Source organism: Streptomyces sp. NPDC006372 (genome assembly GCF_040612515.1).
GTDB lineage: Bacteria > Actinomycetota > Actinomycetes > Streptomycetales > Streptomycetaceae > Streptomyces.
On record NZ_JBEXQJ010000048.1, the window covers coordinates 17,459 to 41,433 of the forward strand.

General features: G+C 71.4%; 22 protein-coding genes. 16 read left to right on the plus strand and 6 right to left on the minus strand.

Annotated features, from left to right (window positions below):
* Positions 1-29 precede the first annotated feature (29 nt).
* On the minus strand, positions 30-1,832 hold the full coding sequence (locus ABZ016_RS39030; RefSeq protein WP_356921534.1) for a glycoside hydrolase family 15 protein: 1,803 nt from the start codon (positions 1,830-1,832) through the stop codon (positions 30-32).
* Between the two features lie 516 nt (positions 1,833-2,348).
* Here ABZ016_RS39030 and ABZ016_RS39035 point away from each other — a divergent pair.
* The 10 genes from ABZ016_RS39035 (at position 2,349) to ABZ016_RS39080 (ending at position 14,693) form a co-directional block, all read left to right on the plus strand.
* Positions 2,349-4,007 (plus strand): CTP synthase, encoded by a 1,659-nt coding sequence (locus ABZ016_RS39035; protein ID WP_356921535.1) that lies wholly within the window; start codon positions 2,349-2,351, stop codon positions 4,005-4,007.
* Between the two features lie 96 nt (positions 4,008-4,103).
* Positions 4,104-4,730: an NUDIX hydrolase gene (locus tag ABZ016_RS39040; protein ID WP_356921507.1), complete on the plus strand. Its 627-nt coding sequence runs from the start codon at positions 4,104-4,106 to the stop codon at positions 4,728-4,730.
* A 277-nt stretch (positions 4,731-5,007) separates the two neighbouring features.
* Positions 5,008-7,092, plus strand: a complete 2,085-nt coding sequence (locus tag ABZ016_RS39045; RefSeq protein ID WP_356921508.1) for a tetratricopeptide repeat protein — start codon at positions 5,008-5,010, stop codon at positions 7,090-7,092.
* A 136-nt stretch (positions 7,093-7,228) separates the two neighbouring features.
* Positions 7,229-8,353 carry an alanine dehydrogenase gene (ald, locus tag ABZ016_RS39050; RefSeq protein WP_356921509.1) on the plus strand — a complete coding sequence of 375 codons (1,125 nt, stop codon included), beginning with the start codon at positions 7,229-7,231 and terminating at the stop codon, positions 8,351-8,353.
* Between the two features lie 420 nt (positions 8,354-8,773).
* Positions 8,774-9,901, plus strand: coding sequence for a ParA family protein (locus ABZ016_RS39055; RefSeq protein WP_078506824.1), 1,128 nt, complete (start codon positions 8,774-8,776; stop codon positions 9,899-9,901).
* Positions 9,886-10,458: a hypothetical protein gene (locus tag ABZ016_RS39060; RefSeq protein ID WP_356921510.1), complete on the plus strand. Its 573-nt coding sequence runs from the start codon at positions 9,886-9,888 to the stop codon at positions 10,456-10,458. Before ABZ016_RS39055 ends, ABZ016_RS39060 begins: the two co-directional genes overlap by 16 nt.
* An 18-nt stretch (positions 10,459-10,476) precedes the next feature.
* Positions 10,477-11,667, plus strand: coding sequence for a segregation/condensation protein A (locus ABZ016_RS39065; protein ID WP_356921511.1), 1,191 nt, complete (start codon positions 10,477-10,479; stop codon positions 11,665-11,667).
* Positions 11,664-12,350, plus strand: coding sequence for an SMC-Scp complex subunit ScpB (gene scpB, locus ABZ016_RS39070; protein ID WP_356921512.1), 687 nt, complete (start codon positions 11,664-11,666; stop codon positions 12,348-12,350). Before ABZ016_RS39065 ends, scpB begins: the two co-directional genes overlap by 4 nt.
* Positions 12,350-13,411, plus strand: coding sequence for a pseudouridine synthase (locus ABZ016_RS39075; protein ID WP_356921513.1), 1,062 nt, complete (start codon positions 12,350-12,352; stop codon positions 13,409-13,411). The genes scpB and ABZ016_RS39075 overlap by 1 nt, the downstream gene beginning before the upstream one ends.
* 262 nt (positions 13,412-13,673) lie before the next feature.
* The gene (locus tag ABZ016_RS39080) at positions 13,674-14,693 is read left to right on the plus strand and encodes an ADP-ribosylglycohydrolase family protein (protein WP_356921514.1); all 1,020 of its coding nucleotides are present in this window, start codon (positions 13,674-13,676) and stop codon (positions 14,691-14,693) included.
* Here the strand turns inward: ABZ016_RS39080 and ABZ016_RS39085 are convergent, their stop codons facing one another.
* Both ABZ016_RS39085 and ABZ016_RS39090 read right to left on the minus strand, forming a co-directional pair.
* Positions 14,694-15,386, minus strand: coding sequence for a nucleotidyltransferase domain-containing protein (locus ABZ016_RS39085; protein ID WP_356921515.1), 693 nt, complete (start codon positions 15,384-15,386; stop codon positions 14,694-14,696).
* Positions 15,387-15,408: 22 nt separating this feature from the next.
* The gene (locus tag ABZ016_RS39090; RefSeq protein ID WP_356921516.1) at positions 15,409-15,849 is read right to left on the minus strand and encodes a Rieske (2Fe-2S) protein; all 441 of its coding nucleotides are present in this window, start codon (positions 15,847-15,849) and stop codon (positions 15,409-15,411) included.
* 180 nt (positions 15,850-16,029) lie between these two features.
* Between ABZ016_RS39090 and aroH the strand changes: the two genes are divergently transcribed.
* The 5 genes from aroH (at position 16,030) to der (ending at position 20,656) form a co-directional block, all read left to right on the plus strand.
* Complete coding sequence (gene aroH, locus ABZ016_RS39095; protein ID WP_356921517.1) at positions 16,030-16,392, plus strand: chorismate mutase; 363 nt, start codon at positions 16,030-16,032, stop codon at positions 16,390-16,392.
* The gene (locus tag ABZ016_RS39100) at positions 16,389-17,474 is read left to right on the plus strand and encodes a prephenate dehydrogenase (protein WP_356921518.1); all 1,086 of its coding nucleotides are present in this window, start codon (positions 16,389-16,391) and stop codon (positions 17,472-17,474) included. The genes aroH and ABZ016_RS39100 overlap by 4 nt, the downstream gene beginning before the upstream one ends.
* 117 nt (positions 17,475-17,591) lie before the next feature.
* The gene (gene cmk, locus ABZ016_RS39105) at positions 17,592-18,272 is read left to right on the plus strand and encodes a (d)CMP kinase (RefSeq protein ID WP_356921519.1); all 681 of its coding nucleotides are present in this window, start codon (positions 17,592-17,594) and stop codon (positions 18,270-18,272) included.
* Positions 18,269-18,925 (plus strand): lysophospholipid acyltransferase family protein, encoded by a 657-nt coding sequence (locus ABZ016_RS39110; RefSeq protein ID WP_356921520.1) that lies wholly within the window; start codon positions 18,269-18,271, stop codon positions 18,923-18,925. Before cmk ends, ABZ016_RS39110 begins: the two co-directional genes overlap by 4 nt.
* Positions 18,926-19,159: 234 nt before the next feature.
* Complete coding sequence (gene der, locus ABZ016_RS39115; RefSeq protein WP_356921521.1) at positions 19,160-20,656, plus strand: ribosome biogenesis GTPase Der; 1,497 nt, start codon at positions 19,160-19,162, stop codon at positions 20,654-20,656.
* 73 nt (positions 20,657-20,729) lie between these two features.
* On the opposite strand, the gene ABZ016_RS39120 is transcribed toward der, so the two are convergent.
* Both ABZ016_RS39120 and ABZ016_RS39125 read right to left on the minus strand, forming a co-directional pair.
* A complete protein-coding gene (locus tag ABZ016_RS39120) occupies positions 20,730-21,116 on the minus strand; it encodes a hypothetical protein (protein WP_356921522.1) in 387 nt (128 codons plus the stop codon).
* 85 nt (positions 21,117-21,201) lie between these two features.
* Positions 21,202-21,987 (minus strand): hypothetical protein, encoded by a 786-nt coding sequence (locus ABZ016_RS39125; RefSeq protein ID WP_356921523.1) that lies wholly within the window; start codon positions 21,985-21,987, stop codon positions 21,202-21,204.
* A gap of 545 nt (positions 21,988-22,532) precedes the next feature.
* Between ABZ016_RS39125 and ABZ016_RS39130 the strand changes: the two genes are divergently transcribed.
* Positions 22,533-23,171 carry a transglycosylase family protein gene (locus ABZ016_RS39130; RefSeq protein ID WP_356921524.1) on the plus strand — a complete coding sequence of 213 codons (639 nt, stop codon included), beginning with the start codon at positions 22,533-22,535 and terminating at the stop codon, positions 23,169-23,171.
* A gap of 71 nt (positions 23,172-23,242) precedes the next feature.
* On the opposite strand, the gene ABZ016_RS39135 is transcribed toward ABZ016_RS39130, so the two are convergent.
* Positions 23,243-23,884 carry an ATP-binding cassette domain-containing protein gene (locus ABZ016_RS39135; RefSeq protein ID WP_356921525.1) on the minus strand — a complete coding sequence of 214 codons (642 nt, stop codon included), beginning with the start codon at positions 23,882-23,884 and terminating at the stop codon, positions 23,243-23,245.
* Between the last annotated feature and the right edge of the window lie 91 nt (positions 23,885-23,975).

Here is a 23,975-nt window from a genome sequence, read left to right on the forward strand (position 1 = left end):
CCTAGGCGGCCGCGACCCGTCCGGCCCGTTCAGCCGCCGTAGGCGCCCGAAGCCGTCAGACGCAGGGCCGTGTCGATGAGGGGCACGTGGCTGAACGCCTGGGGGAAGTTGCCGACCTGACGCTGGAGACGGGGGTCCCACTCCTCGGCCAGGAGCCCGAGGTCGTTGCGCAGCGAGAGCAGCTTCTCGAAGAGCTTGCGGGCCTCGTCCACGCGGCCGATCATCGCGAGGTCGTCGGCCATCCAGAACGAGCAGGCCAGGAACGCCCCCTCGTCACCGGGCAGACCGTCGACGCCCTCGTCACCGCCCGAGGTCGGGTAGCGCAGGATGAAGCCGTCCGGCGTGGACAGCTCCCGCTGGATCGCCTCGATGGTGCCGATGACCCGCTTGTCGTCCGGCGGCAGGAAGCCCATCTGCGGGATCAGCAGCAGGGAGGCGTCCAGCTCCTTCGAGCCGTAGGACTGCGTGAAGGTGTTGCGCTCCTTGTCGTAGCCCCTCTCGCAGACGTCCCGGTGGATGTCGTCGCGCAGCTCGCGCCAGCGCTCCAGCGGGCCGTCCGCGTCTCCGGACTCGATCAGCTTGATGGTGCGGTCGACCGCGACCCAGGCCATCACCTTGGAGTGCACGAAGTGGCGGCGCGGGCCGCGCACCTCCCAGATGCCCTCGTCCGGATCCTGCCAGTGGTCCTCCAGGTAGCGGATCAGCTTCAGCTGGAGCAGCGAGGCGTAGTCGTTGCGCGCGAGGCCCGTCATGTGGGCCAGGTGCAGGGCCTCGGTGACCTCGCCGTAGACGTCAAGCTGGAGCTGGTGGGCGGCGCCGTTGCCGACCCGGACCGGGGTGGAGTTCTCGTAGCCCGGCAGCCAGTCCAGCTCCGCCTCGCCGAGCTCGCGCTCACCGGCGATGCCGTACATGATCTGCAGGTTCTCCGGGTCGCCGGCCACCGCCCGCAGCAGCCACTCGCGCCAGGCGCGGGCCTCCTCGCGGTAGCCGGTGCGCAGCAGCGAGGACAGGGTGATCGCCGCGTCGCGCAGCCAGGTGTAGCGGTAGTCCCAGTTGCGGACGCCGCCGATGTCCTCCGGCAGGGAGGTGGTCGGCGCGGCGACGATGCCGCCGGTCGGGGCGTACGTCAGCGCCTTCAGCGTGATCAGCGAGCGGACCACGGCCTCGCGGTAGGGGCCGTGGTACGTACAGTGGTCGACCCACTCGCGCCAGAAGTCCTCGGTCGCCTCCAGCGACTGCTCCGGCTCGGGCAGCGGCGGCGGCTCCTTGTGCGAGGGCTGCCAGGAGATCGTGAACGCGATCCGGTCGCCCGGCGCGACCGTGAAGTCCGCGTACGTCGTGAGCGACTTGCCGTAGGTCTCGGCGGATGTGTCGAACCACACGGAGTCGGGGCCCGCGACGGCCACCGTGCGCCCGTCGTGCTTGTGGACCCACGGCACCACTCGCCCATAGGAGAACCGCATCCGCAGGGCCGAGCGCATCGGCACCCGGCCGGAGACGCCCTCCACGATCCGGATCAGCTGCGGGGCGCCGTCACGCGGCGGCATGAAATCCGTCACGCGGACCGTGCCCCGCTGGGTGTCCCACTCGGATTCCAGGATCAGCGAGTCACCCCGGTAGCTGCGCCGCGCGGCGGTGGGGGGCTGCTGGTCGGAGGCGTACGCGGGGCCGAGCCGCCAGAAGCCGTGCTCCTCCGTGCCCAGCAGGCCGGCGAAGATGGCATGCGAGTCGAAGCGGGGCAGGCACAGCCAGTCGACTGTCCCGTCCCGGCAGACCAGGGCAGCGGTCTGCATGTCTCCGATGAGTGCGTAGTCTTCGATGCGCCCGGCCACGTGCAACTCCAGTCGAACGGCCACGTCACCCCACGAGGGGGCTGTCGCTAGTGCGGTCAAGGGGGGTTTTCAGCAGTCTTGCAAAGCGTCGTTGAGCGATGAAGCAAAACAGGTCGCTCAGGCGTGACGCAAAGCGCCAATTGTTGCTCAACGAACTGACGAGCTCACCTTGTTCCGGTGCTTACGGGCGGGGGGTGGTGCCGTTGGGCCGGGCGGGCTCGGCAGCGAGTGTCCGAGCAGGATACGACGCACGCAGATGATCTGGGTGCCGCTCCGGGCAAGCCGGGTACGCCGAACGAGTGAGCAACGGGTGAGGAACCGGTGACGGGGGCCCTCTCCGTGGCGATCCGTGCGCGGAGCGTGGCCGGAAGCCATGGCCCCGAGGCGCTGATACGCTGGTAGCCCGTGGACCGGTGGGCAGCAAACCCCCGAACCGCAGCGACGGCAGCCCCCGGACCTCCGGCAGGCGGCCGTACCGCACCCCCATACCGCGACCACGGGAGCCCCGTCTTGGCCATGCCGCCCGCCGCTTTTCGTAATTCGACGACCAAGCACATCTTCGTCACCGGGGGTGTCGCCTCCTCGCTCGGCAAGGGCCTGACGGCCTCCAGCCTCGGCATGCTGCTCAAGGCCCGCGGTCTGCGTGTCGTGATGCAGAAGCTCGATCCGTACCTCAACGTCGACCCGGGCACGATGAACCCCTTCCAGCACGGTGAGGTGTTCGTCACCAACGACGGCGCCGAGACCGACCTGGACATCGGCCACTACGAGCGCTTCCTCGACCGCGACCTGGACGGCTCCGCCAACGTCACCACCGGTCAGGTGTACAACACCGTGATCGCCAAGGAGCGGCGCGGCGAGTACCTGGGCGACACGGTGCAGGTCATCCCGCACATCACCAACGAGATCAAGCACCGCATCCGCCGCATGGCGACGGACGAGGTCGACGTCGTGATCACCGAGGTCGGCGGCACGGTCGGCGACATCGAGTCGCTGCCGTTCCTGGAGACCGTCCGCCAGGTCCGTCACGAGGTCGGTCGTGACAACGTCTTCGTCGTCCACATCTCGCTCCTGCCGTACATCGGCCCCTCGGGTGAGCTGAAGACGAAGCCCACCCAGCACTCGGTTGCGGCCCTGCGCAACATCGGTATCCAGCCGGACGCGATCGTGCTGCGCTGCGACCGCGAGGTGCCCACCGCGATCAAGCGGAAGATCTCGCTGATGTGCGACGTCGACGAGGCCGCCGTGGTCGCCTGCCCCGACGCCCGCTCGATCTACGACATCCCGAAGACCGTGCACGGCGAGGGCCTGGACGCCTACGTGGTCCGCAAGCTGGACCTGCCGTTCCGTGACGTGGACTGGACGACCTGGGACGACCTGCTCGACCGCGTCCACAACCCCGACCACGAGATCACGCTCGCGCTGGTCGGCAAGTACATCGACCTGCCCGACGCCTACCTCTCGGTCACCGAGGCGCTGCGCGCCGGCGGTTTCGCCAACCGGGCCCGCGTGAAGATCAAGTGGGTCACCTCCGACGACTGCAAGACCCCGGCCGGCGCCGCCCAGCAGCTCGGCGACGTCGACGGCATCTGCATCCCCGGCGGCTTCGGCGAGCGTGGTGTGACCGGCAAGGTCGGTGCCATCCACTACGCCCGTGAGAACAAGATCCCGCTGCTCGGCCTCTGCCTCGGCCTGCAGTGCATCGTGATCGAGGCCGCGCGCAACCTGGCCGACATCGCGGACGCCAACTCCACCGAGTTCGACCCCGCCACCGGGCACCCGGTCGTCTCCACGATGGCCGAGCAGCTCGACATCGTCGCCGGCGAGGGCGACATGGGCGGCACCATGCGGCTCGGCATGTACCCGGCGAAGCTGGCCGAGGGCTCGATCGTGCGCGAGGTGTACGACGGCAAGGAGTACGTCGAGGAGCGGCACCGGCACCGCTACGAGGTGAACAACGCCTACCGCGCCGAGCTGGAGAAGAAGGCGGGCATCCTGTTCTCCGGCACCTCGCCGGACGGCAAGCTCGTCGAGTACGTCGAGTACCCGCGCGACGTCCACCCGTACCTGGTCGCCACCCAGGCGCACCCGGAGCTGCGTTCGCGGCCGACGCGTCCGCACCCGCTCTTCGCCGGGCTCGTCAAGGCCGCGGTCGAGCGGAAGACTTCGAAGTAACACACCAGTTGTACGGTGGCCGGGGTGCATCCCTTCAATGGGTGTGCACCCCGGTTTCGTTCCGGCAGGTCGCGCAGGGCACGTGGAAGGACAGGAATGACGATCAAGGACACCCCGGAGGAGTGGGAGATCCGGGCGACGGACACCCCCTTCGTGGGCAACAAGACCTCCGTCCGCACCGACGACGTGGTCATGCCCGACGGCACCGTGGTCGGCCGCGACTACCAGGTCCACCCCGGCTCCGTGGCCGTCCTCGCCCTCGACGAGGCCGACCGCGTCCTGGTCCTGCGCCAGTACCGCCACCCCGTGCGCCACAAGCTGTGGGAGATCCCGGCCGGACTCCTCGACGTCCCCGGCGAGAACCCGCTGCACGCCGCGCAGCGCGAGCTGTACGAGGAGGCGCACGTCAAGGCCGAGGACTGGCGCGTGCTGACCGACGTCTACACCACGCCCGGCGGCTGCGACGAGGCCGTACGGATCTTCCTCGCCCGGGACCTGTCCGAGGCCGAGGGCGAACGCTTCGCGGTCGAGGAGGAAGAGGCCGACATGGAGCTCGACCGGGTTCGGGTCGACGAGCTCGCCCGTGGTGTGCTGGCCGGCGAACTGCACAACAACTGCCTCGTCGTGGGTGTCCTGTCCCTGCTCGCCGCGCGGTCCGGAGACGGTCTGGACGCACTGCGCCCGGCCCAGGCACCGTGGCCGGCGCGTCCGTTCGAGGCGTAGCGCTCCGCTGGGGGCGCCGCGAACGTTGCCGGTCGGGTGCGGCCTCGCCGTGGCCGGTCGCGCCCGCGCGGCGGAGCCGCAGTTCAGGTACAGCCCCGGGCCCCTTCGGGGCCACCCCGACCCTGTCAGTCCTACGATCTGTTGATCCGATCGGGGGATGCCGTCGCCGTGCCCGCCGCGCTCCGCCCGGAACGTTGCAGAGCGTGAACTAGGCTCTGTTCCACGCCCGGACCGGAGTCCCGGCGGGCTTGTGCGTGGTGGGACGGGAGTGTGGCCCGTGACGGATCAGGTCGTGGAGACAGGCGACGTGCGGCTGACCGGGCACGCTTCAGGAGAACGCCGGTTCCTGGGCCGTACACGGGAATTGAAGGAACTGCGCGCCGACATCGAGCGCGCCGGACTGGACACGCTTGCGGGCCGCAAGGCCCCACGCGCGCGCGTGCTGCTCATCGCCGGCCGGCCCGGGTCGGGGCGCACCGCACTCGCCGAGGAACTCGCACGGCAGGTCGCCGGCGCCTACCCGGACGGGATCCTGCGCGCCCGGCTGACCGACCCCGACGGCACCCCCGTGCCCGTCGAGCGCGCCGCCCGGGACCTGCTCGCCGCCCTCGACCAGGACGCCCCGGCCGGAGCCGGTGAAGACGACCTCACCGACGCCCTCCGCTCCGCACTGGCCGACCGCCGGGCCCTGCTCCTGCTGGACGACGCGGCCGACGCCGAGCAGGTCGACGCCCTGCTGCCCGACACCCCGGACTGCCTGGTCGTCGCGGTCTCCGAAGGCCCGTTGACCGGCATCTCCGACGTCCGCCCCTGCACCCTGGGCGGCCTGGACGCCAAGTCCGGAGTGGAACTGCTCTCCCGGCACACCGGGTCGGTCCGGATCACCGTCGACCCCCGGGCCGCCGAGGGCCTCGCCGAGGAGTGCCAGGGCCAGCCGGCCGCGCTCATGCTGGCGGGCGGCTGGCTCGCCGCCCGCCCCAAGGCGGCCGTCTCCGACCTCGCCAAACAGCTGCGCGCCGAGGACGACGAGGGCACCGCGCTGAGCCGGGTCTTCCGCCTCGCCTACGCCGCCCTGCACACCACCGCCGCCCGGATGCTGCGGCTGCTCGCCCTCGCCCCCGCCGGCCTCGTCGACCCGCAGACCGCCTCCGCCCTCGCCGGCTGCTCGGTCGACAGCGCCCGCACCGTCCTGGACGACTTCGTCGCCCTCGGCTTCCTGCACGCGGTGGACTCGCCGATCCCGCAGTACGAGGTGCCCGGCTGCCTGCACCCCCTGCTGCGCGTCCTCGTCGAGCACCACGAACGCCCGGCCGAGCGCCGGCTGGCCGGCGCCCGCATGCTGGAGCGGACCGTACGGATGCTCCAGTCGTGCCGGGCCATCACCGAGACCGACAACCCCCAGGCGCGCCAGAAACTCCTCGACATGCCGCGCGCCCTGCGCTTTCCCACCCCGCGGGCGGCCGCCGACTGGCTGCGCCTGACCCGGCCCGCCCTGCTGGCCTCGGCCCGGCTCGCGGTCCTCGACGGGGAGCTCGACACCCTGGCCCGGCGGCTGATGTCCCAGTTGGTACGGGCGATGGTGGCGCACGTCGGCACCCAGGCGGCGGCGCCCGACCTCTACGTCATCCACACCCTCGTCCTCGACGTGGCCGAGCGCCTGGACCTGCCCCGCGAACGCGCCGCCGCCCTGCTCAACCTCGGCGACCTCGACGCCCGGACCGGCCGTACGGCCGACGCGCTGCTGCGGTACCGGGCGGCACTGGACGCCGGCCGCGAGGTGAACGATCCGTACGCGACCGGCCGCGCGATGGAATCCGTAGGGGGCGCGCACCTGGAACTCGGCGACTTCGACCGGGCCGCCGACTGGTTCGGCCGGGCCCTGGCCGAGCGGCTCGCCCGGGGCGAGCGTGAGGACGCCGCCCGGCTGTACGGGCGGATCGCCGCCGCCCACACCTACGCCGGCCGCTACGGCGAGGCCCTGCGGAACTGGCGCTCGGCGATCACCGGCCACCGCAGGAACGGGGACGTGGCCGCGCAGGCGCGGGCCATGAGCGAGTTGGCGCGGGTCCAGGAGTACGCGGGCCGGCCCGAGGAGTCGCTGCGCACCTGCCGGGAGGCCGTGGAGTGGGCCCGGCGGGCCGAGGACGCACGGTTGCAGGCCGCGCTGCACCTGCGGGTCGCCGACACCCTCGAGCACCTCGGCGACCCCGCGTCGGCCCGGCTGCACCGGGGCGCCGCCGAGCGGCTGCTGGGGGAGGAGCAGGACGGGAACGACGAGCCCCTGGAGGCCCTCTTCGCCGACTCAAACCTGAAACCTCGACCTGACGCCTGCGAAATCCGTAGTGCATCCGAGGAAGATTGATGTAATGAAAGGCTAGACAGCGGGAACACCTTCATTAGACTGGCTCCGCCGCACGTTCTCCTGCGGTCTATCCCGGTGTGCCCGTGCGTGCCCGGGTATGCCTAGCAATGCCCCCATACCCTCTGAGCCAAGGACCGTGATCGACGTGAAGGTCGGCATCCCCCGCGAGGTCAAGAACAACGAGTTCCGGGTGGCCATCACCCCCGCCGGCGTGCACGAGCTGGTGCGTCATGGCCACCAGGTCGTCATCGAGCGCGGCGCCGGTGTCGGCTCCTCGATCGTGGACGAGGAGTACGCGGCAGCCGGTGCCGGGATCCTGGACACCGCCGACGAGGTGTGGGCCACCGCCGACCTGCTGCTGAAGGTCAAGGAGCCCATCGCCGAGGAGTACCACCGCCTCCGCAAGGACCAGACGCTCTTCACCTACCTGCACCTCGCGGCGTCCAAGGAGTGCACGGACGCCCTCCTGGAGTCCGGGACCACGGCGATCGCCTACGAGACGGTCGAGCTGCCCAGCCGCGCGCTGCCGCTGCTCGCCCCGATGTCCGAGGTCGCGGGCCGGCTGGCTCCGCAGGTCGGCGCCTACCACCTGATGCGCGCCAACGGCGGCCGTGGTGTGCTGCCCGGCGGCGTCCCCGGCGTCCTGGCCGGCCGGGCCGTCGTCATCGGCGGCGGTGTCTCCGGCTGGCAGGCCGCGCAGATCGCCATCGGCCTGGGCTTCCACGTGACCCTGCTCGACAAGGACGTCAACAAGCTCCGCGAGGCGGACAGGATCTTCGGCACGAAGATCCAGACCGTGGTCTCCAACACCCTGGAGCTGGAGAAGGCCTGCCTGGAGGCCGACCTCGTCATCGGCGCGGTGCTGATCCCTGGCGCCAAGGCCCCGAAGCTGGTCACCAACGAGCTGGTCTCGCGGATGAAGCCCGGAAGTGTCCTTGTCGACATCGCGATCGACCAGGGGGGCTGTTTCGAGGACTCCCGTCCGACCACCCACGCCGAGCCGACCTTCCAGGTCCACAACTCGGTCTTCTACTGCGTCGCCAACATGCCCGGCGCCGTGCCCAACACCTCCACCTACGCGCTGACCAACGCCACGCTGCCCTACATCGTGGAGCTGGCCAACCACGGCTGGGCGGACGCGCTGCGCCGCGACCCGGCGCTGGCCAGGGGCCTCAACACCCATGACGGCAAGGTCGTTTACCGGGAGGTCGCCGAGGCGCACGGCGCGGAGCATGTGGAGCTGTCCTCGCTGCTCGGCTGAGCCCGCGCCCTCCGTGGGCCGGTAAATCAACCAAGTCACCGACAGGTAAAGGCGATACGTCAACACGGGTCGTCAACGCCGCGCACCCGGCCGGACCTTGCCCGCAAGGTCCGGCCGGATGTGTGTATGGTCACTTCGCGGTTCTCGAGCAACTCGCCTCGAACGTAACCCTTCAACCGATTCGCACACCGGTGAAACCTGCCGTGCGACGGCCGTACGCCCTTGACAGCGGGATGTTTCATTGCCGACACATCGGGCCGGGTCCGGCGGATTGTGTTGCTGCGGACGCCCGACACGCCATAGAGTCGCCAACCGTCGGCATGGTGCCACGCTGACCTGTCTAGAAGTTTCCTGGTCACCAAGGAGGTAAGACGACTTGTGAATGAGTCGACATTTACTCCCGGGGGTGGCCAACCAGGAATGCCTGCACGGGACCAGGCGCCCGCGGGGTTCGCGGCTGTCGGCTCCGTCGCTGTGCGCACCTTCGCAGCCCACCAGAGTCAGCAGACGACTCACACTGCACACCAGAAGATGGATGGCCATCACGTGAACGCCATGGCCGGCGACGGAAGTGGCGCGCCCCACAACCACTTCGCCGACTACGACGAACTGCCCGAGGGGCACTTCTACGACCCCGACGCGGAGTACGAGCCCGACCCCGAGTACGCGGCCACTCTCGCGCCCGACGCGGCCAGACAGCGCCGGGAGCGTATCGGTCCGACCGGGCGTCCGCTGCCGTACTTCCCGATCCCGGGCCCGCTGGGCGACCACGGGCCCGCGAAGATCATCGCGATGTGCAACCAGAAGGGCGGCGTCGGCAAGACGACGTCGACCATCAACCTGGGTGCCGCGCTCGCGGAGTACGGACGCCGGGTCCTGCTCGTGGACTTCGACCCGCAGGGCGCGCTGTCGGTCGGACTCGGCGTCAACCCGATGGAACTCGACCTCACCGTCTACAACCTGCTCATGGAGCGGGGGATGGCGGCCGACGAGGTGCTGCTGAAGACGGCGGTCCCCAACATGGACCTGCTGCCCAGCAACATCGACCTGTCGGCGGCCGAGGTCCAGCTCGTCTCCGAGGTCGCCCGCGAGTCGACGCTCCAGCGCGCCCTGAAGCCGCTGCTGGACGACTACGACTTCATCGTCATCGACTGCCAGCCCTCGCTCGGTCTGCTCACGGTCAACGCCCTGACGGCCGCGCACAAGGTGATCGTGCCGCTGGAGTGCGAGTTCTTCGCGCTGCGCGGTGTGGCCCTGCTGACGGAGACCATCGAGAAGGTCCAGGAACGGCTCAACCCCGAGCTGGAACTCGACGGGATCCTGGCCACGATGTACGACTCGCGCACGGTGCACAGCCGTGAGGTCCTCGCGCGGGTCGTCGAGGCGTTCGACGACCACGTCTACCACACGGTCATCGGGCGTACGGTCCGCTTCCCGGAGACCACCGTCGCCGGTGAGCCGATCACCACGTACGCCTCCAACTCCGTCGGCGCCGCCGCCTACCGTCAGCTCGCCAGGGAGGTGCTCGCCCGGTGTCACGCCGAGTGAGTCTGCCGGGGGCCGACGAACTCTTCCGAACGACAGGGGGAATGGGGCTGCAGTCGTCCACGCCCAGGCGCCAGGTGAACGGCGAGGCCCGGGTGCCCGCTCCCGCGGGGGAGGGCGACGCGGTGGCTGCGGAGGACGCACCGCAGTCGGTGCCCGCGCAGGGCGGTGACGGTGAGGGCGCGGAGCACGTCGCGGCGGACGCGGAGCCGGCCGAGGCCGGGGAGTCCCGCAGCCGGGGCGCCGAGCGCTCCGGCTCCGCCCGCCGGCAGGCGGCGCAGGAAGGTTCTGCCGCCGGTGCCGCCGCGGCGCCGCGCAAGCGCGGGAGGTCGGCCTCACGCCGTCCCAGCGGCCGTGAGCGGCATGACGAGAAGATCACGGTGTACGTGTCGGCCGAGGAGCTCATGGACCTGGAGCACGCCCGTCTAGTGCTCCGCGGTGAGCACGGCCTGGCCGTCGACCGCGGCCGCATCGTCCGCGAGGCGGTCGCCGTGGTCCTCGCCGACCTGGAGACCCGCGGAGACGCCAGCATCCTCGTACGACGGCTGCGCGGGCGGTAGCGATAGCCTGCGGGGGCCATGACCTCGAACGCCTCTCCACCACCCACCGGCCCGTCCGGCCGCCGTCGTGCGTTGGGGCGGGGGCCGGGTGCTCCGAGTTCCGACCGGGGAAAGCCTCCGGCGGTTGAGCCGGTTGAGCCGGTTGAGCCGGTTGAGCCGGTTGAGCCGGGCGAGTGGACGACGCCGGGCGACCGGGCCGTGGCCGAGACGATCGCTGTGGCTCCGGTGGCCGGGCAGCCGGAGTCAGCCGGTCCGGCGGGTTCGGCCGTCGCTGTCGAGGAGCTTCCGGTCGTGGTTCCGGCCGGCGTGCGGGAACCGGTCACCGAATCCGGCGTAACGGAGGCGGGGCGCGAGTCCGGGGGCGGCACACCGGAGTCGGCAGACGACGGTGGCGCCGACGGCGGGGTCTTCAAGGTCCGGCTCTCGAACTTCGAAGGGCCCTTCGACCTGCTGCTCCAGCTGATCTCCCGGCACAAGCTGGACGTCACCGAGGTCGCCTTGTCCAAGGTGACCGACGAGTTCATGGCGTACATCCGGGCGCTGGGCCCGGACTGGGACCTGGACGAGACGACCGAGTTCCTCGTCGTCGCGGCCACCCTGCTGGATCTGAAGGCGGCACGGCTGCTGCCCGCCGCCGAGGTGGAGGACGAGGCCGACCTCGCGCTGCTCGAGGCCCGGGACCTGCTCTTCGCCCGGCTGCTCCAGTACCGGGCCTACAAGCGGATCGCCGACATCTTCAACGGGCGCCTCGACGACGAGGCCCGGCGCTACCCCCGTACCGTCGGGCTCGAACCCGAGCACGCCGAGCTGCTGCCCGAGGTCGTCATCAGCATCGGCGCGGAGGGGTTCGCCAAGCTCGCCGTGAAGGCGATGCAGCCCAGGCCCAAGCCGCAGGTGTACGTCGACCACATCCACGCCCCGCTGGTCAGTGTGCAGGAGCAGGCCGGGATCGTCATCGCCCGGCTCAGGGAGCTCGGCGAGGCCAGTTTCCGGACGCTCGTCAAGGACACCGACGACACCCTGACGGTCGTCGCCCGCTTCCTCGCCCTGCTGGAGCTCTACCGCGAGAAGGCCGTGGCGCTGGAGCAGGAGGCCGCGCTCGGGGAACTGCTCGTGCGGTGGACCGGCGGGGACGGGGACGAGACGCCGACCGTCACCGACGAGTTCGACCGGCCGCCCGAGCCGCCGAAGGAGGAGAAGAAGGAGTGAGTGAGGAAACCAGGGAGCTTCCGGCCGGCCTGCGTGCCGTGGCCGACCTCGACCTCAAGCCCGCTCTGGAGGCCGTCCTCATGGTGGTGGACGAACCCGCGACCGAGGAACACCTCGCGAAGATCCTCGACCGGCCGCGCCGGCAGATCGCGGACGCCCTGCGGGAGCTGGCCGACGAGTACACCGTCCAGAGACGCGGCTTCGAACTGCGGTTCGTCGCGAACGGCTGGCGGTTCTACACCCGCGCCGAGTTCGCGCCCGCCGTCGAGCGCTTCGTTCTGGACGGCCAGCAGGCCCGCCTCACCCAGGCCGCCCTGGAGACGCTGGCCGTCGTCGCCTACCGGCAGCCGGTCAGCCGGAGCCGGGTCTCGGCCGTGCGCGGAGTGAACTGCGACGGCGTCATGCGCACCCTCCTCCAGCGCGGGCTGATCGAGGAGGCGGGCACGGAACCCGAAACAGGTGCGATCCTGTACAGGACGACGAACTACTTCCTGGAGCGGATGGGCCTGCGCGGTCTGGACGAGCTCCCGGAGCTCGCGCCCTTCCTCCCGGAGGCGGAGGCGATCGAGGCCGAGACCCAGGAGGGCGTACCGTCGTTCGACCCGGACGCGCCTGACGACGACGTGCCGGGCCGCCCGGTTCACCCGGGTACCGACGACGAAGACGACCAGACGGACATTTGATGCGAAGCAGCGGCAGCGGCAAGAGCGGCGGACGCGGTAACCACCGCGGTGCCGGTAACAACAGGGACCAGAAGCAGGGGCAGGACCGCCCCCGCAAGCCCCGCCCCGAGGAGCGCCGCTACGACGTGGGCCCCGGGGCGACGAAGGACGGCCCCAAGGCCGGGCGCGGTGGTGCCGCGCGCGGTGGCGCCAAGGGCGGCCCCAAGCAGCCCCGGAAGCAGGGGCGGAGCGCCCCGGCGCGCCCCCGCGAGTACGAGGCGCAGGTCGAGGAGCGCAACCGCGACCGGTACGCCGGGAAGAAGGAGGTCAAGCTCCCGAAGACCTTCCCCGGCGCCGAGCAGGAGGGCGAGCGGCTCCAGAAGGTCCTCGCACGCGCGGGCTTCGGCTCCCGGCGCGCCTGCGAGGAGCTGATCGAGGAGGCCCGCGTCGAGATCAACGGCGAGATCGTCCTGGAGCAGGGGCGGCGGGTCGACCCGGAGAAGGACGAGATCAAGGTCGACGGGCTGACCGTCGCCACGCAGAGCTACCAGTTCTTCTCGCTGAACAAGCCCGCCGGTGTCGTGTCGACGATGGAGGACCCGGAGGGCCGCCAGTGCCTCGGTGACTACGTCACCAACCGCGAGACCCGTCTCTTCCACGTCGGCCGGCTCGACACCGAGACCGAGGGCGTCATCCTGCTCACCAACCACGGCGAGCTGGCCCACCGGCTGACCCACCCGAAGTACGGCGTGAAGAAGACCTACCTCGCGCACATCGTCGGCCCCATCCCGCGCGACCTGGGCAAGCAGCTCAAGGACGGCATCCAGCTGGAGGACGGCTACGCGCGCGCGGACCACTTCCGGGTCGTCCAGCAGACCGGCAAGAACTACCTCGTCGAGGTCACCCTGCACGAGGGCCGCAAGCACATCGTGCGCCGGATGCTCGCGGAGGCCGGCTTCCCCGTCGACAAGCTGGTCCGGGTCGCCTTCGGGCCGATCACCCTGGGCGACCAGAAGTCGGGCTGGCTGCGGCGGCTGTCCAACACCGAGGTGGGCATGCTGATGCAGGAAGTCGACCTCTAGGGCCTGTCGTTTGGATCAGGTCGGCTGAGAGGGCCTGTGCCTATCGGCCGACCCGAGCGGGGTGTGGTGCGTGCAGCTGCAAGGCGGAGGAGGGCGGCGACGCGGAGCGTCGACAACCGACGACAACGCGGCAGATGTGCGTGCCACACCCCGCGACGCCGGCATGATCCAAACGACAGGCCCTGGGCGCCACTCCGACGGGCCGAGTGCTGTGAGGCCCCGCACCCTCCGGAGGGTGCGGGGAAACGGGAGGATGCCTGACATGACCATGCTTGTCCATAAACAAGCGGCTACGGGAGCGCTCACGGGCCTCGCGCTGGGGGACGCGTTGGGGTATCCGACCGAGTTCGACAGCGTGTCGTCGATCCTGGCCAAGCACGGATCATGGCGGGAGCTCACGCTGCCGACACCGGCGATCGTCAGTGACGACACGCAGATGACGCTGGCCCTCGGGCGGGGGTTGCGGACGGCGATGGACCGCGGTCTGCTCACGCCGAGGCGGATGGAGCGGCCGGTGCGCGAGGAGTTCGTCGACTGGTACCAGTCGCCGCAGAACAACCGGGCTCCGGGCCGCACCTGTCTGAAGGCCTGTGCGGTCCTGAAGCACGAGGACCGCCCCTGGCAGGACGCCAGCCAGATCCACTCCAAGGGCTGCGGCGCCAACATGCGCGTCGCCCCCCTGGGCCTGATCCAGGGCCTGAGCGACGAACAGCGCGCGGGTGCCGCCCAGTTGCAGTCGGGCCTCACCCATGGGCATCCCACCGCACTCGCCGCGTCCGACCTCACCGCGCACGCCGTACGGCTGCTCGCGCAGGGCGCCGAACCGGCCGGGCTGATCGGTCTGCTGCGCTCCTATGCCCGGGAGAACCGCAGCCACTACCACGAGCGCTGGCTGGGCGATCTGTGGCGCAGGGCGCAGGACCCGAGCCCCGAGCAGTTCATCGCGCGCGGCTGGGACGAATGCCTGGCGATCCTCGACCGGCTCGAGCACGCCGTACGCACCCCCTCGCCCGAGACCGATCCGTGCCAGGCCACGGGGGAGGGCTGGATCGCCGAGGAGGCCCTGGCGACCGGGCTGCTGTGCTTCCTGCTCTTCGCCGACGAGCCGGTGACCGCCCTGCGGCGGGCCTCCTGCACGGCCGGTGACTCGGACTCGATCGCCTGTCTGACGGGCGCGTTCGCCGGCGCGTACCTGGGCGCGGAGGCCTGGCCGGGCGAGTGGGCCGACCGGGTCGAGTACCGGAGCGACCTGGTGACACTCGGGGCCCTCTGGGACGCCTGATCAGGCGGCCGGCCGGAGGGCCGAGGCGCGGCGGGCGCGGGTGAGGAAGTCCTCCACGCGCCGCCGGTCCGGTTCCGCCGGCAGGGGGCTGTCCCGGGCGGCCCGCTCCGTCTCCCGCTCCAGGCGCGTCATCCAGGAATCGATCCCGGACCAAGGCACCTCGCCCCGCTTCACCGCGAGCAGCGGCTCCCGGTGGTCGCCGACGTCGACCGTGAGCGTGCCCGTGCGCAGCAGGTCGCGGGCGCTGATCAGCAGGCGCAGCAGGTGCATCGCGTGCTTCCAGCGCGGGGCACCGTGGGCGCGGACGTCGGCGTCCAGCTTGCGGCGCTGGCCGTGCGCGTACCGGGTGAACGTCTCGTGGACCCTGCGGGAGAGGAACGCCTCCCGCAGGGCGAGCAGCTCGCGGCCGGTGTCGTCGGCGTACTCCACCAGCGGGGAGTGCAGGCACTCCAGGATGTTGGGGTTGGCGCGCAGAGCCAGCTCGCAGAAGCGCTCCAGTTCCCAGCTGAACTGCTCGTCGGCCGGGCCCTCGACGTGCGTCGGCGGCTTGTCGAAGCGCCAGAACAGCGGTGTGGGAGCGAGGAAGACGCCACGGCGGTCGGTGTCGCTGCCGTCGGTCGCCAGGCCGAAGGCGCGCGAGCCCATCACGCAGGCGTAGACGGTGTGTTCGCGCACCAGGGTCTCGGGCTGCATGACCGGGAGCGTACGCGGACCCTCACGTCAGGCGAACCGAGTTTCCCTCCACGGTGATCTGCTCGGCGGGCAGCGGCCGGGTCGCCGGACCATGGGCCACCGAGCCGTCGGCGACACGGAACCTGCTGCCGTGACAGGGGCAGTTGATCGTGCCGTCGGAGACGGACCCCACCGTGCAGTGCTGGTGGGTGCAGATCGCCGAGAAGGCCTTGAACCGGCCCTGCTCCGGCTGGGTCACCACGACCTTCTGTTCCGCGAAGATCTTGCCGCCGCCGACCGGGATCTCGTCGGTGGTGGCCAGCTCCTGACCGCCCTGGGCGCTCGTCGCCCCCGTGTCGGTGGGGGAGCTCGTCGACGTGGAGCCGCTGTCGCCGCCGCCTCCGCCGCAGGCCGCGACGAACGCCGCCGCGCCGGTCGCGCCCGTCGCGAGGAGAATCGTGCGGCGCGTGGTCTCGTGGGTCATGTCGTCACTCCGAAGACGCCGAAGAAGGTCAAACCGGAAGTTTCCGCATTCCGAGTTCGAAAATACCCAAGGAACGGCAATCCCGGTGTCTCATCGGGTGGGCGTCGTACATCCCGCCCACACGGGCTGACTAGGCTGGACGGACGTAGAGCGACAGGCACGTGAGCAAGGAGCATCGCCGTGGCGGTACGAGCGGTCCGGGGCGCCGTCCAACTCGAACAGGACGAGGCCGGGCACATGGACGAGCAGGTCGGAGCCCTGCTCACAGCCATCCTGGAGCGCAACGACCTCACCGCCGACGACCTGATCAGCATCTGGTTCACGGCCACGCCCGACCTGCACAGCGACTTCCCGGCGGCCGCCGCGCGCAAGCTCGGCATCGTCGACGTACCGCTGATCTGCGCCCAGGAACTGGACATCGAGGGCGCCATGCCGCGGGTCGTCCGGGTCCTCGCGCACATCGAGTCGGACCGGCCCCGGGCCGACATCGCCCACGTCTACCTCGGCTCCGCCGCCGCCCTGCGCAAGGACATCGCCCAGTGAGGACCGCACTCGTCATCGGCACCGGGCTCATCGGCACGTCCGCGGCGCTCGCCCTGTCCCAGCGGGGCGTCACCGTGCACCTCGCCGACCCCGACCCGGAGCAGGCCCGTACGGCGGCCGCGCTCGGTGCCGGGACGGACGAGGCGCCGGACGGACCCGTGGACCTGGCGATCGTCGCCGCCCCGCCCGCGCACGTGGCGGACGTGCTCGCCGACGTCATGAGCCGCGGTGCGGCGCGCGGCTACCTCGACGTCGCCAGCGTCAAGGGCGGGCCGCGCCGCGAGCTGGAGGCACGCGGTCTCGACCTGTCCGCCTACATCGGCACGCACCCCATGTCGGGCCGCGAGAAGTCCGGCCCGCTCGCCGCCACCGGCGATCTCTTCGAGGGCCGCCCCTGGGTGCTGACCCCGACCCGGGACACCGACACCGAGGTGCTGAACCTCGCCCTGGAGCTGGTCTCGCACTGCCGTGCCGTGCCGGTGGTGATGGACGCCGACGCCCACGACCGTGCCGTCGCCCTGGTCTCCCACATGCCCCACCTGGTCTCCAGCCTGGTCGCCGCGCGCCTGGAGCACGCGGAGGAGGCCGCCGTACGGCTGTGCGGGCAGGGCATCCGGGACGTGACCCGGATCGCCGCCTCCGACCCCCGGATGTGGATCGACATCCTCTCCGCGAACCCCGGGCCGGTCGCCGACCTGCTCACGGACGTCGCCGCCGACCTGGAGGAGACCGTGCAGGCCCTGCGCGCCCTCCAGTCCTCCGACGACCACAAACGCAGCGCCGGCACCACCGGTATCGAGGACGTCCTGCGGCGCGGCAACGCCGGCCAGGTCCGCGTCCCCGGCAAGCACGGCTCCGCGCCGCGGGCCTACGAGGTCGTGGCCGTCCTGATCGACGACCAGCCGGGACAGCTGGCCCGGATCTTCGCGGACGCGGGGATGGCCGGGGTCAACATCGAGGACGTACGGATCGAACACGCGACGGGGCAACAGGCCGGTCTGGTGCAGTTGATGGTCGAGCCCAAGGCCGCGCCCGTGCTGACCGCCGCGCTGCGGGAGCGGGGCTGGGCGCTCAGGCAGTGACGCCCGCCGCGGGCGGTCGGCCGACGCGCGGCCGGACGAGTGACGCGAACCCAGTAACCTTGTGCGGGGCAGTCGCGCCCTCACCCCCGCCGACCCGGTTTCAGGAAGGTCCCCACTGTGGAAAGCGCCACGCCAGTGATTGTCGCCATCGACGGCCCGTCCGGCACGGGCAAGTCGAGCACCTCGAAGGCCGTGGCGGCGCAGCTCGGGCTGAGCTACCTGGACACCGGCGCCCAGTACCGGGCGATCACCTGGTGGATGGTGAGCAACGGCATCGACATCGACGACCCGGCCGCGATCGCCGCCGCGGCCGGTAAGCCCGAGATCGTCTCCGGCACCGACCCGCAGGCCCCCACCATCGCCGTCGACGGCGTCGACGTGGCCGGCCCGATCCGTACCCAGGAGGTCACCTCCAAGGTCAGCGCGGTCAGCGCGGTGCCCGAGGTGCGCGCCCGGATCACCGAGCTGCAGCGCACGATCGCCGCCTCCGCCGAGCAAGGCATCGTGGTCGAGGGCCGTGACATCGGCACGACCGTGCTGCCGGACGCCGACCTGAAGATCTTCCTCACGGCCTCCCCGGAGGCGCGTGCCGCCCGCCGCAGCGGTGAGCTGAAGGGCTCCGACGTCCACAGCACCCGCGAGGCCCTGATCAAGCGGGACGCGGCCGACTCCAGCCGCAAGACCTCGCCGCTCGCCAAGGCGGGCGACGCGGTCGAGGTGGACACCACCGAGCTCACGCTGGCCCAGGTCATCGAGTGTGTCGTCACCCTCGTCGAGGAGAAGCGGGCCGGGAAGTGACCGAGGTGCCTTCGGCGCGCAGCGCCGATGTCGGGCGGCGCATCGGCGTCGGCCTGATGTACGGGCTGTGGAAGCCGCGCGTGCTCGGCGCCTGGAAGGTGCCCACGCACGGCCCGGTGATCCTCGCGGTCAACCACTCCCACAACATCGACGGCCCGATGGTCATGGGCGTGGCGCCCCGGCCGACACACTTCCTGATCAAGAAGGAGGCGTTCGTCGGCCCCCTCGACCCGTTCCTGACCGGCATCGGCCAGCTGAAGGTGGACCGCGACACCACCGACCGCACGGCGATCACCCGGGCGCTCGGCGTCCTGGAGAAAGGCGGCGTGCTGGGCATCTTCCCCGAGGGCACCCGGGGCGAGGGCGACTTCGCCTCGCTGCGCGCTGGGCTCGCCTACTTCGCGGTGCGCAGCGGCGCCCCGATCGTGCCGGTCGCCGTGCTGGGAAGCACAGACCGGGCCGGACGGTTGATAAAGGGGCTGCCCCCGCTGCGCTCCCGTGTCGACGTCGTCTTCGGCGAGCCCTTCGAGGCGGGCGACGGCAGCGGGCGGCGGACACGCACGGCCCTGGACGAGGCGACCGGGCGCATCCAGAAGCAGCTCGCCGCCCACCTGGAAAACGCCAGGCGCTTCACCGGGCGAGGGGGCTGCTGATGGATCTCCGTGGAAGAAGGAGCGGCGTTCGGTGCGTGCTCTCGGCGTGCCGGGCGGGAGGCCTCGTAGCGGAGCTACTAGGCCTGTCGTCCGGTGCGGCGAGAGTGCGTGCCGGGCGTCGCGACGCCGCGGAGATCCATCAGCAGCCCCCTAGGCAACACTGAGTAGTGGATCAGCCCGGGACACCGCGGGTACTCCACCGACCACCACGATGAACTACGAGGTACGGACTTCATGAACGACCACATCCAGCCCGACGGCTCGGACGCCTCCGCGGGCGCGCACGAGCACGACCACGGGGCGCTCGGCGACGCCGAGTACGCGGAGTTCATGGAGCTCGCCGTGGAGGAGGGCTTCGACCTCGAGGACGTCGAAGGTGCGATCGAGGCGGCCGGGCACGGCCCGCTGCCCGTCCTCGCCGTGGTCGGCCGCCCCAATGTCGGCAAGTCGACTCTGGTGAACCGCATCATCGGGCGCCGCGAGGCCGTCGTCGAGGACAAGCCCGGTGTCACCCGGGACCGTGTGACGTACGAGGCCGAGTGGGCGGGCCGCCGCTTCAAGGTCGTCGACACCGGCGGCTGGGAGCAGGACGTCCTCGGCATCGACGCCTCCGTCGCCGCCCAGGCCGAGTACGCCATCGACGCCGCGGACGCGGTCGTCTTCGTCGTCGACGCCAAGGTCGGCGCCACCGACACCGACGAGGCCGTCGTACGGCTGCTGCGCAAGGCAGGCAAGCCGGTCGTGCTGTGCGCCAACAAGGTGGACGGCCCGAGCGGCGAGGCCGACGCCGCCTACCTGTGGTCCCTGGGCCTGGGGGAGCCGTACCCGGTCTCGGCGCTGCACGGCCGCGGCACCGGCGACATGCTCGACCAGGTCCTCGAGGTGCTGCCCGAGGCGCCGCGCGAGACCTTCGGCGGGGGCGGCATCGGCGGCCCCCGGCGCATCGCCCTCATCGGCCGCCCGAACGTGGGCAAGTCCTCGCTCCTCAACAAGGTCGCTAACGAGGAGCGCGTCGTCGTCAACGAGCTGGCGGGCACCACCCGTGACCCGGTCGACGAGCTGATCGAACTCGGCGGCGTCACCTGGAAGTTCGTCGACACGGCCGGCATCCGCAAGCGCGTCCACCTCCAGCAGGGCGCCGACTACTACGCCTCGCTGCGTACGGCGGCGGCGGTGGAGAAGGCGGAGGTGGCGGTCATCCTGATCGACGCGTCCGAGTCGATCTCCGTGCAGGACCAGCGCATCGTCACCATGGCCGTCGAGGCGGGCCGCGCCATCGTCCTCGCGTACAACAAGTGGGACACCCTCGACGAGGAGCGCCGCTACTACCTGGAGCGGGAGATCGAGACGGAGCTCGGCCAGGTGGCGTGGGCGCCGCGGGTGAACGTCTCGGCGCGCACCGGGCGGCACATGGAGAAGCTGGTCCCGGCGATCGAGACGGCCCTGGCGGGCTGGGAGACCCGGGTACCGACCGGCCGGCTGAACGCCTTCCTCGGTGAGCTGGTCGCGGCCCACCCGCACCCGGTCCGGGGCGGCAAGCAGCCGCGCATCCTGTTCGGCACGCAGGCGGGCACCAAGCCGCCGCGGTTCGTGCTGTTCGCCTCCGGCTTCATCGAGGCGGGCTACCGGCGCTTCATCGAGCGCCGCCTGCGCGAGGAGTTCGGCTTCGAGGGCACGCCGATCCACATCTCGGTGCGCGTGCGCGAGAAGCGCGGCGCGAAGAGGAAGTAGCGGGAAGCAGCAGGAGAACAGCGGAAAGGGCGGCCTCCGTCGGGGGCCGCCCTTTCCGCTGTCCGGTGCTCGCTCAGACGCCGCCGCGTCGTACCGGTGGCAGTGGGGCGGGCACGTGGTGCATCCCCGTGCCGTGCGAGACGGGGCCGACGCGCTGCCAGTGCGACTGCTGGCCGGCGGCATGGCGGGCGCTCTGGGCTCCCGCGCTGTACGCACTGTACGAGCTGCTGTGGGTATGGCTGTACGAGCCCGTACCGTGCGGGATGTTCCCGAAGGCGGTGAAGCCCAGCTTCTCCTCGCCACTGCGGTCGCCGGGCAGTGCGCGGAAGGACTTGACGTACTCGGCGTAGAGAGCGTCGTAGATCGGCGTGGCCGATGGGCCGCCCTGGGTGTCCTGAGCCGATCGCGCGGAGGGGATCGACGAGTAGGACTGGCGGCGGGGAACGTCGTATGCGTGCACGTATGTCCAAACGACCCCGCGGGTCAGGGGATGCGGCCCGGATGCCGCTTTCGCCGGGATGCGGACCGCCTGGGTGATCCGCGGCTCAGGTACCGGCCAGCGGCAGCGCCGCGGCGACCAGCCTTCCGTTCGCCGCCGCCTTGTCCAGGGCGTCCCGCAGCAGGTCCTCGCGCGGCTGGCGGCCGATGGAGCCGACGGGCGCGGCGAACATCAGCACCTGCTGGTGCTTGTTGGCGGCCGCGCGCCAGCCCTCGGTGACCTGGAGCGGCTGGTGCGCCTGCCACCAGGCGACCGGCCGGCCGCCGTTCTGGCCCGGCTGGAGCACCGCGTGCAGCTGGCCCACGGCGAGCAGCACGGACCAGCCGTGCAGCACGGGCGGTACGGCGGACAGCTCGGTCAGGGGCATGAAGCCCTGCTCGATGAGGAGCGGCAGGAATTCGTCGCCGTCCTCGCCGGACGTACCGGGCCGGGCGATGGGCACGGTCGGCTCCACCACCAGGGCCGGGTGCAACTCCCCGCCGATCAGGACGAGTCCGCTGGTCACACCGAGCACCGCCTGCTCGGGCGCCACCTTGTCGGGCTCCAGGTCGACGGTGTCTCCGGTGATGGACTTCACGGCGCCCCGCAGCTGCTCCTCCGTGACCTGCACGACCTGGGAGGGCAGGCAGCCGGCGTGGGCGAAGGCGAGGACGGCGGTCTCGTCCCCGATGAAGAGGACGGTGCTGGTGCGCTCCTGCTCGGAGTCGCCCGGAGTGCGGCAGGACGTGCAGTCGTAACTGCCCGGGGCGGTCTCTCCGGCGAGCAGGCGGTCGGCTTCTTCGTCGCCGATCTCGGCGCGTACCTCGTCGCTGACGTCGAGCATGCGCGGCACGGGTGACTCCCTCGGGGATGCGGTGCGTGGCGAGGCCGGGTGGCTCCCGGCCCGTGGTCCGGGTCGGCCCCGGCTCATGAAGAAGACAACGGGCGATCTGTGGCGGGAGTCACGCCTTACGGCGAACGGAATCGAACCATCCAGCGCGCAGGGTCACGCTGGGCACGGAATCGGGCACTCACGGTCAACTACCCGATTTGTAAAGGACGTTGGAGTGGTGAAGTGGGTCACAGATCGGCGGGCGGGTTGGTCGACAAATCCGGAAATCCACGAATGAAGTGGGTGTCCGGAAATTGCCGTTACCAGAGGTATCGGTGAACTGGCCTGCCCTGACCGGCGACTGGTTGCTGTCGGCCCGTCACCTTCCATACATTCCTCCGCCGTGTGCAACGAGCACCGCTCGGGTACGTCCGCCGGCCGCACGGTTCTCCGGAACCGCGCACAGCACCACACCAGCGGACGGGGCGAGCGCGGCCCACGCGTCCCATGGCGCGGAGGGCGGCGCCCGGTCTTGGGGGACCTCGAGTGCTTCGAGAGGGAACTACATGTCCGAATGTGCCGACACCACTCGCGACAACGCTCGGAAGAACCAGGTTCGTACGACGGCGGTCCTCGCCGGGGCGGCACTGCTCGCGCCCCTCGGACTGCTGGCCGCGACCGGAAACGCCGCGGCGGCTGACAGCGGAGTGTGGGACCGCATCGCCCAGTGCGAGAGCGGCGGCAACTGGCACATCAACACCGGCAACGGCTACTACGGCGGACTGCAGTTCGCCGCCTCCACCTGGAGCGCCTACGGCGGCACGGCCTACGCGGCCACCGCCGACCGGGCGAGCAGGTCCCAGCAGATCGCCGTCGCCACCAAGGTCCAGCGCGCCCAGGGGTGGGGCGCCTGGCCCGTCTGCTCGGCACGCGCCGGGGCGAGCGGCGGCGCACCCGCGGCTTCCGCCGACCCGGTCACCACCACGAAGTCCGCACCGGCGAAGCCCTCGAAGGCACCGGCGCGCACCACGGAACACGCCGACCGCGGCTCCTCACGCGGCGACTACACCGTCCGCCAGGGCGACACGCTGAGCGGCATCGCCGCCCGGCACGGGATCACCTGGCAGCGCCTCTACACCGCCAACGAGGCCGCCATCGGCGGCGATCCCGACGTGATCGTGCCCGGCCTGCGCCTCGAACTCTGAGCCGCTGCTCCCCCTCGCCGGGACACGGGCCCCGTCCGGTCGGCCGACCGGACGGGGCCTCGGCATCCGGTTCAGTGCCGGAGCTCGCTCGTCTCCCCGGCGAACACGACGGCTCCGCGGCGCAGTTCGTAGACGAGCGCGTGCCGGTCGCGCAGGGCGGCCGGCAGCCGTTGCTCGGCGATCACCACACAGGCGCCGAGCGCGTCCAGCAGCTCGTACGTGCGGGCCGCGACCGCGGGTGACATGCCCTGGGCGGGCTCGTCGACGAGGACCACGCGCGCGCGTGCCAGCAGGGCCCGGGACAGGGCGAGCATGCGCTGCTCCCCACCGGAGAGGGTCCCGGCGCGCCGCTCCAGCAGGGGCCTCAGCTGCGGGTAGGCGTCGAGTGCCGGGGCGTGGTCCGGGGCGGCGAGGCCGAGGTTCTCGCGCACGGTGAGCGAGCCGAACACGGCCTGCCGCTCCGGCACCAGGCACATTCCGCGCCGGGCCCGTTCGTACGCCGGCACCCGGGTCACGTCGGCCCCGTCCCAGACCACGGCGCCGCCCGACAGGGGCACGCTGCCCGCGAGTGCGCGCAGGGCGGTGCTGCGGCCGGAGCCGTTGCGGCCCAGCAGCACGGTGAGGCCCGGGCCGGGGGCGGCGAGGGTGATGCCGTGCAGGGCCTCCAGGGGGCCGTAGCGCACGCGCGCGTGGCGCAGGGAGACGGTCGTCATCGGCAGGCCCCGTTCATCGGGGCGTCCAGGGTGCTCGTCGGCCGGCCTTCCACTGCCGGACCCGCATCGGGCGGTCCTGGCGTTCCCGGGG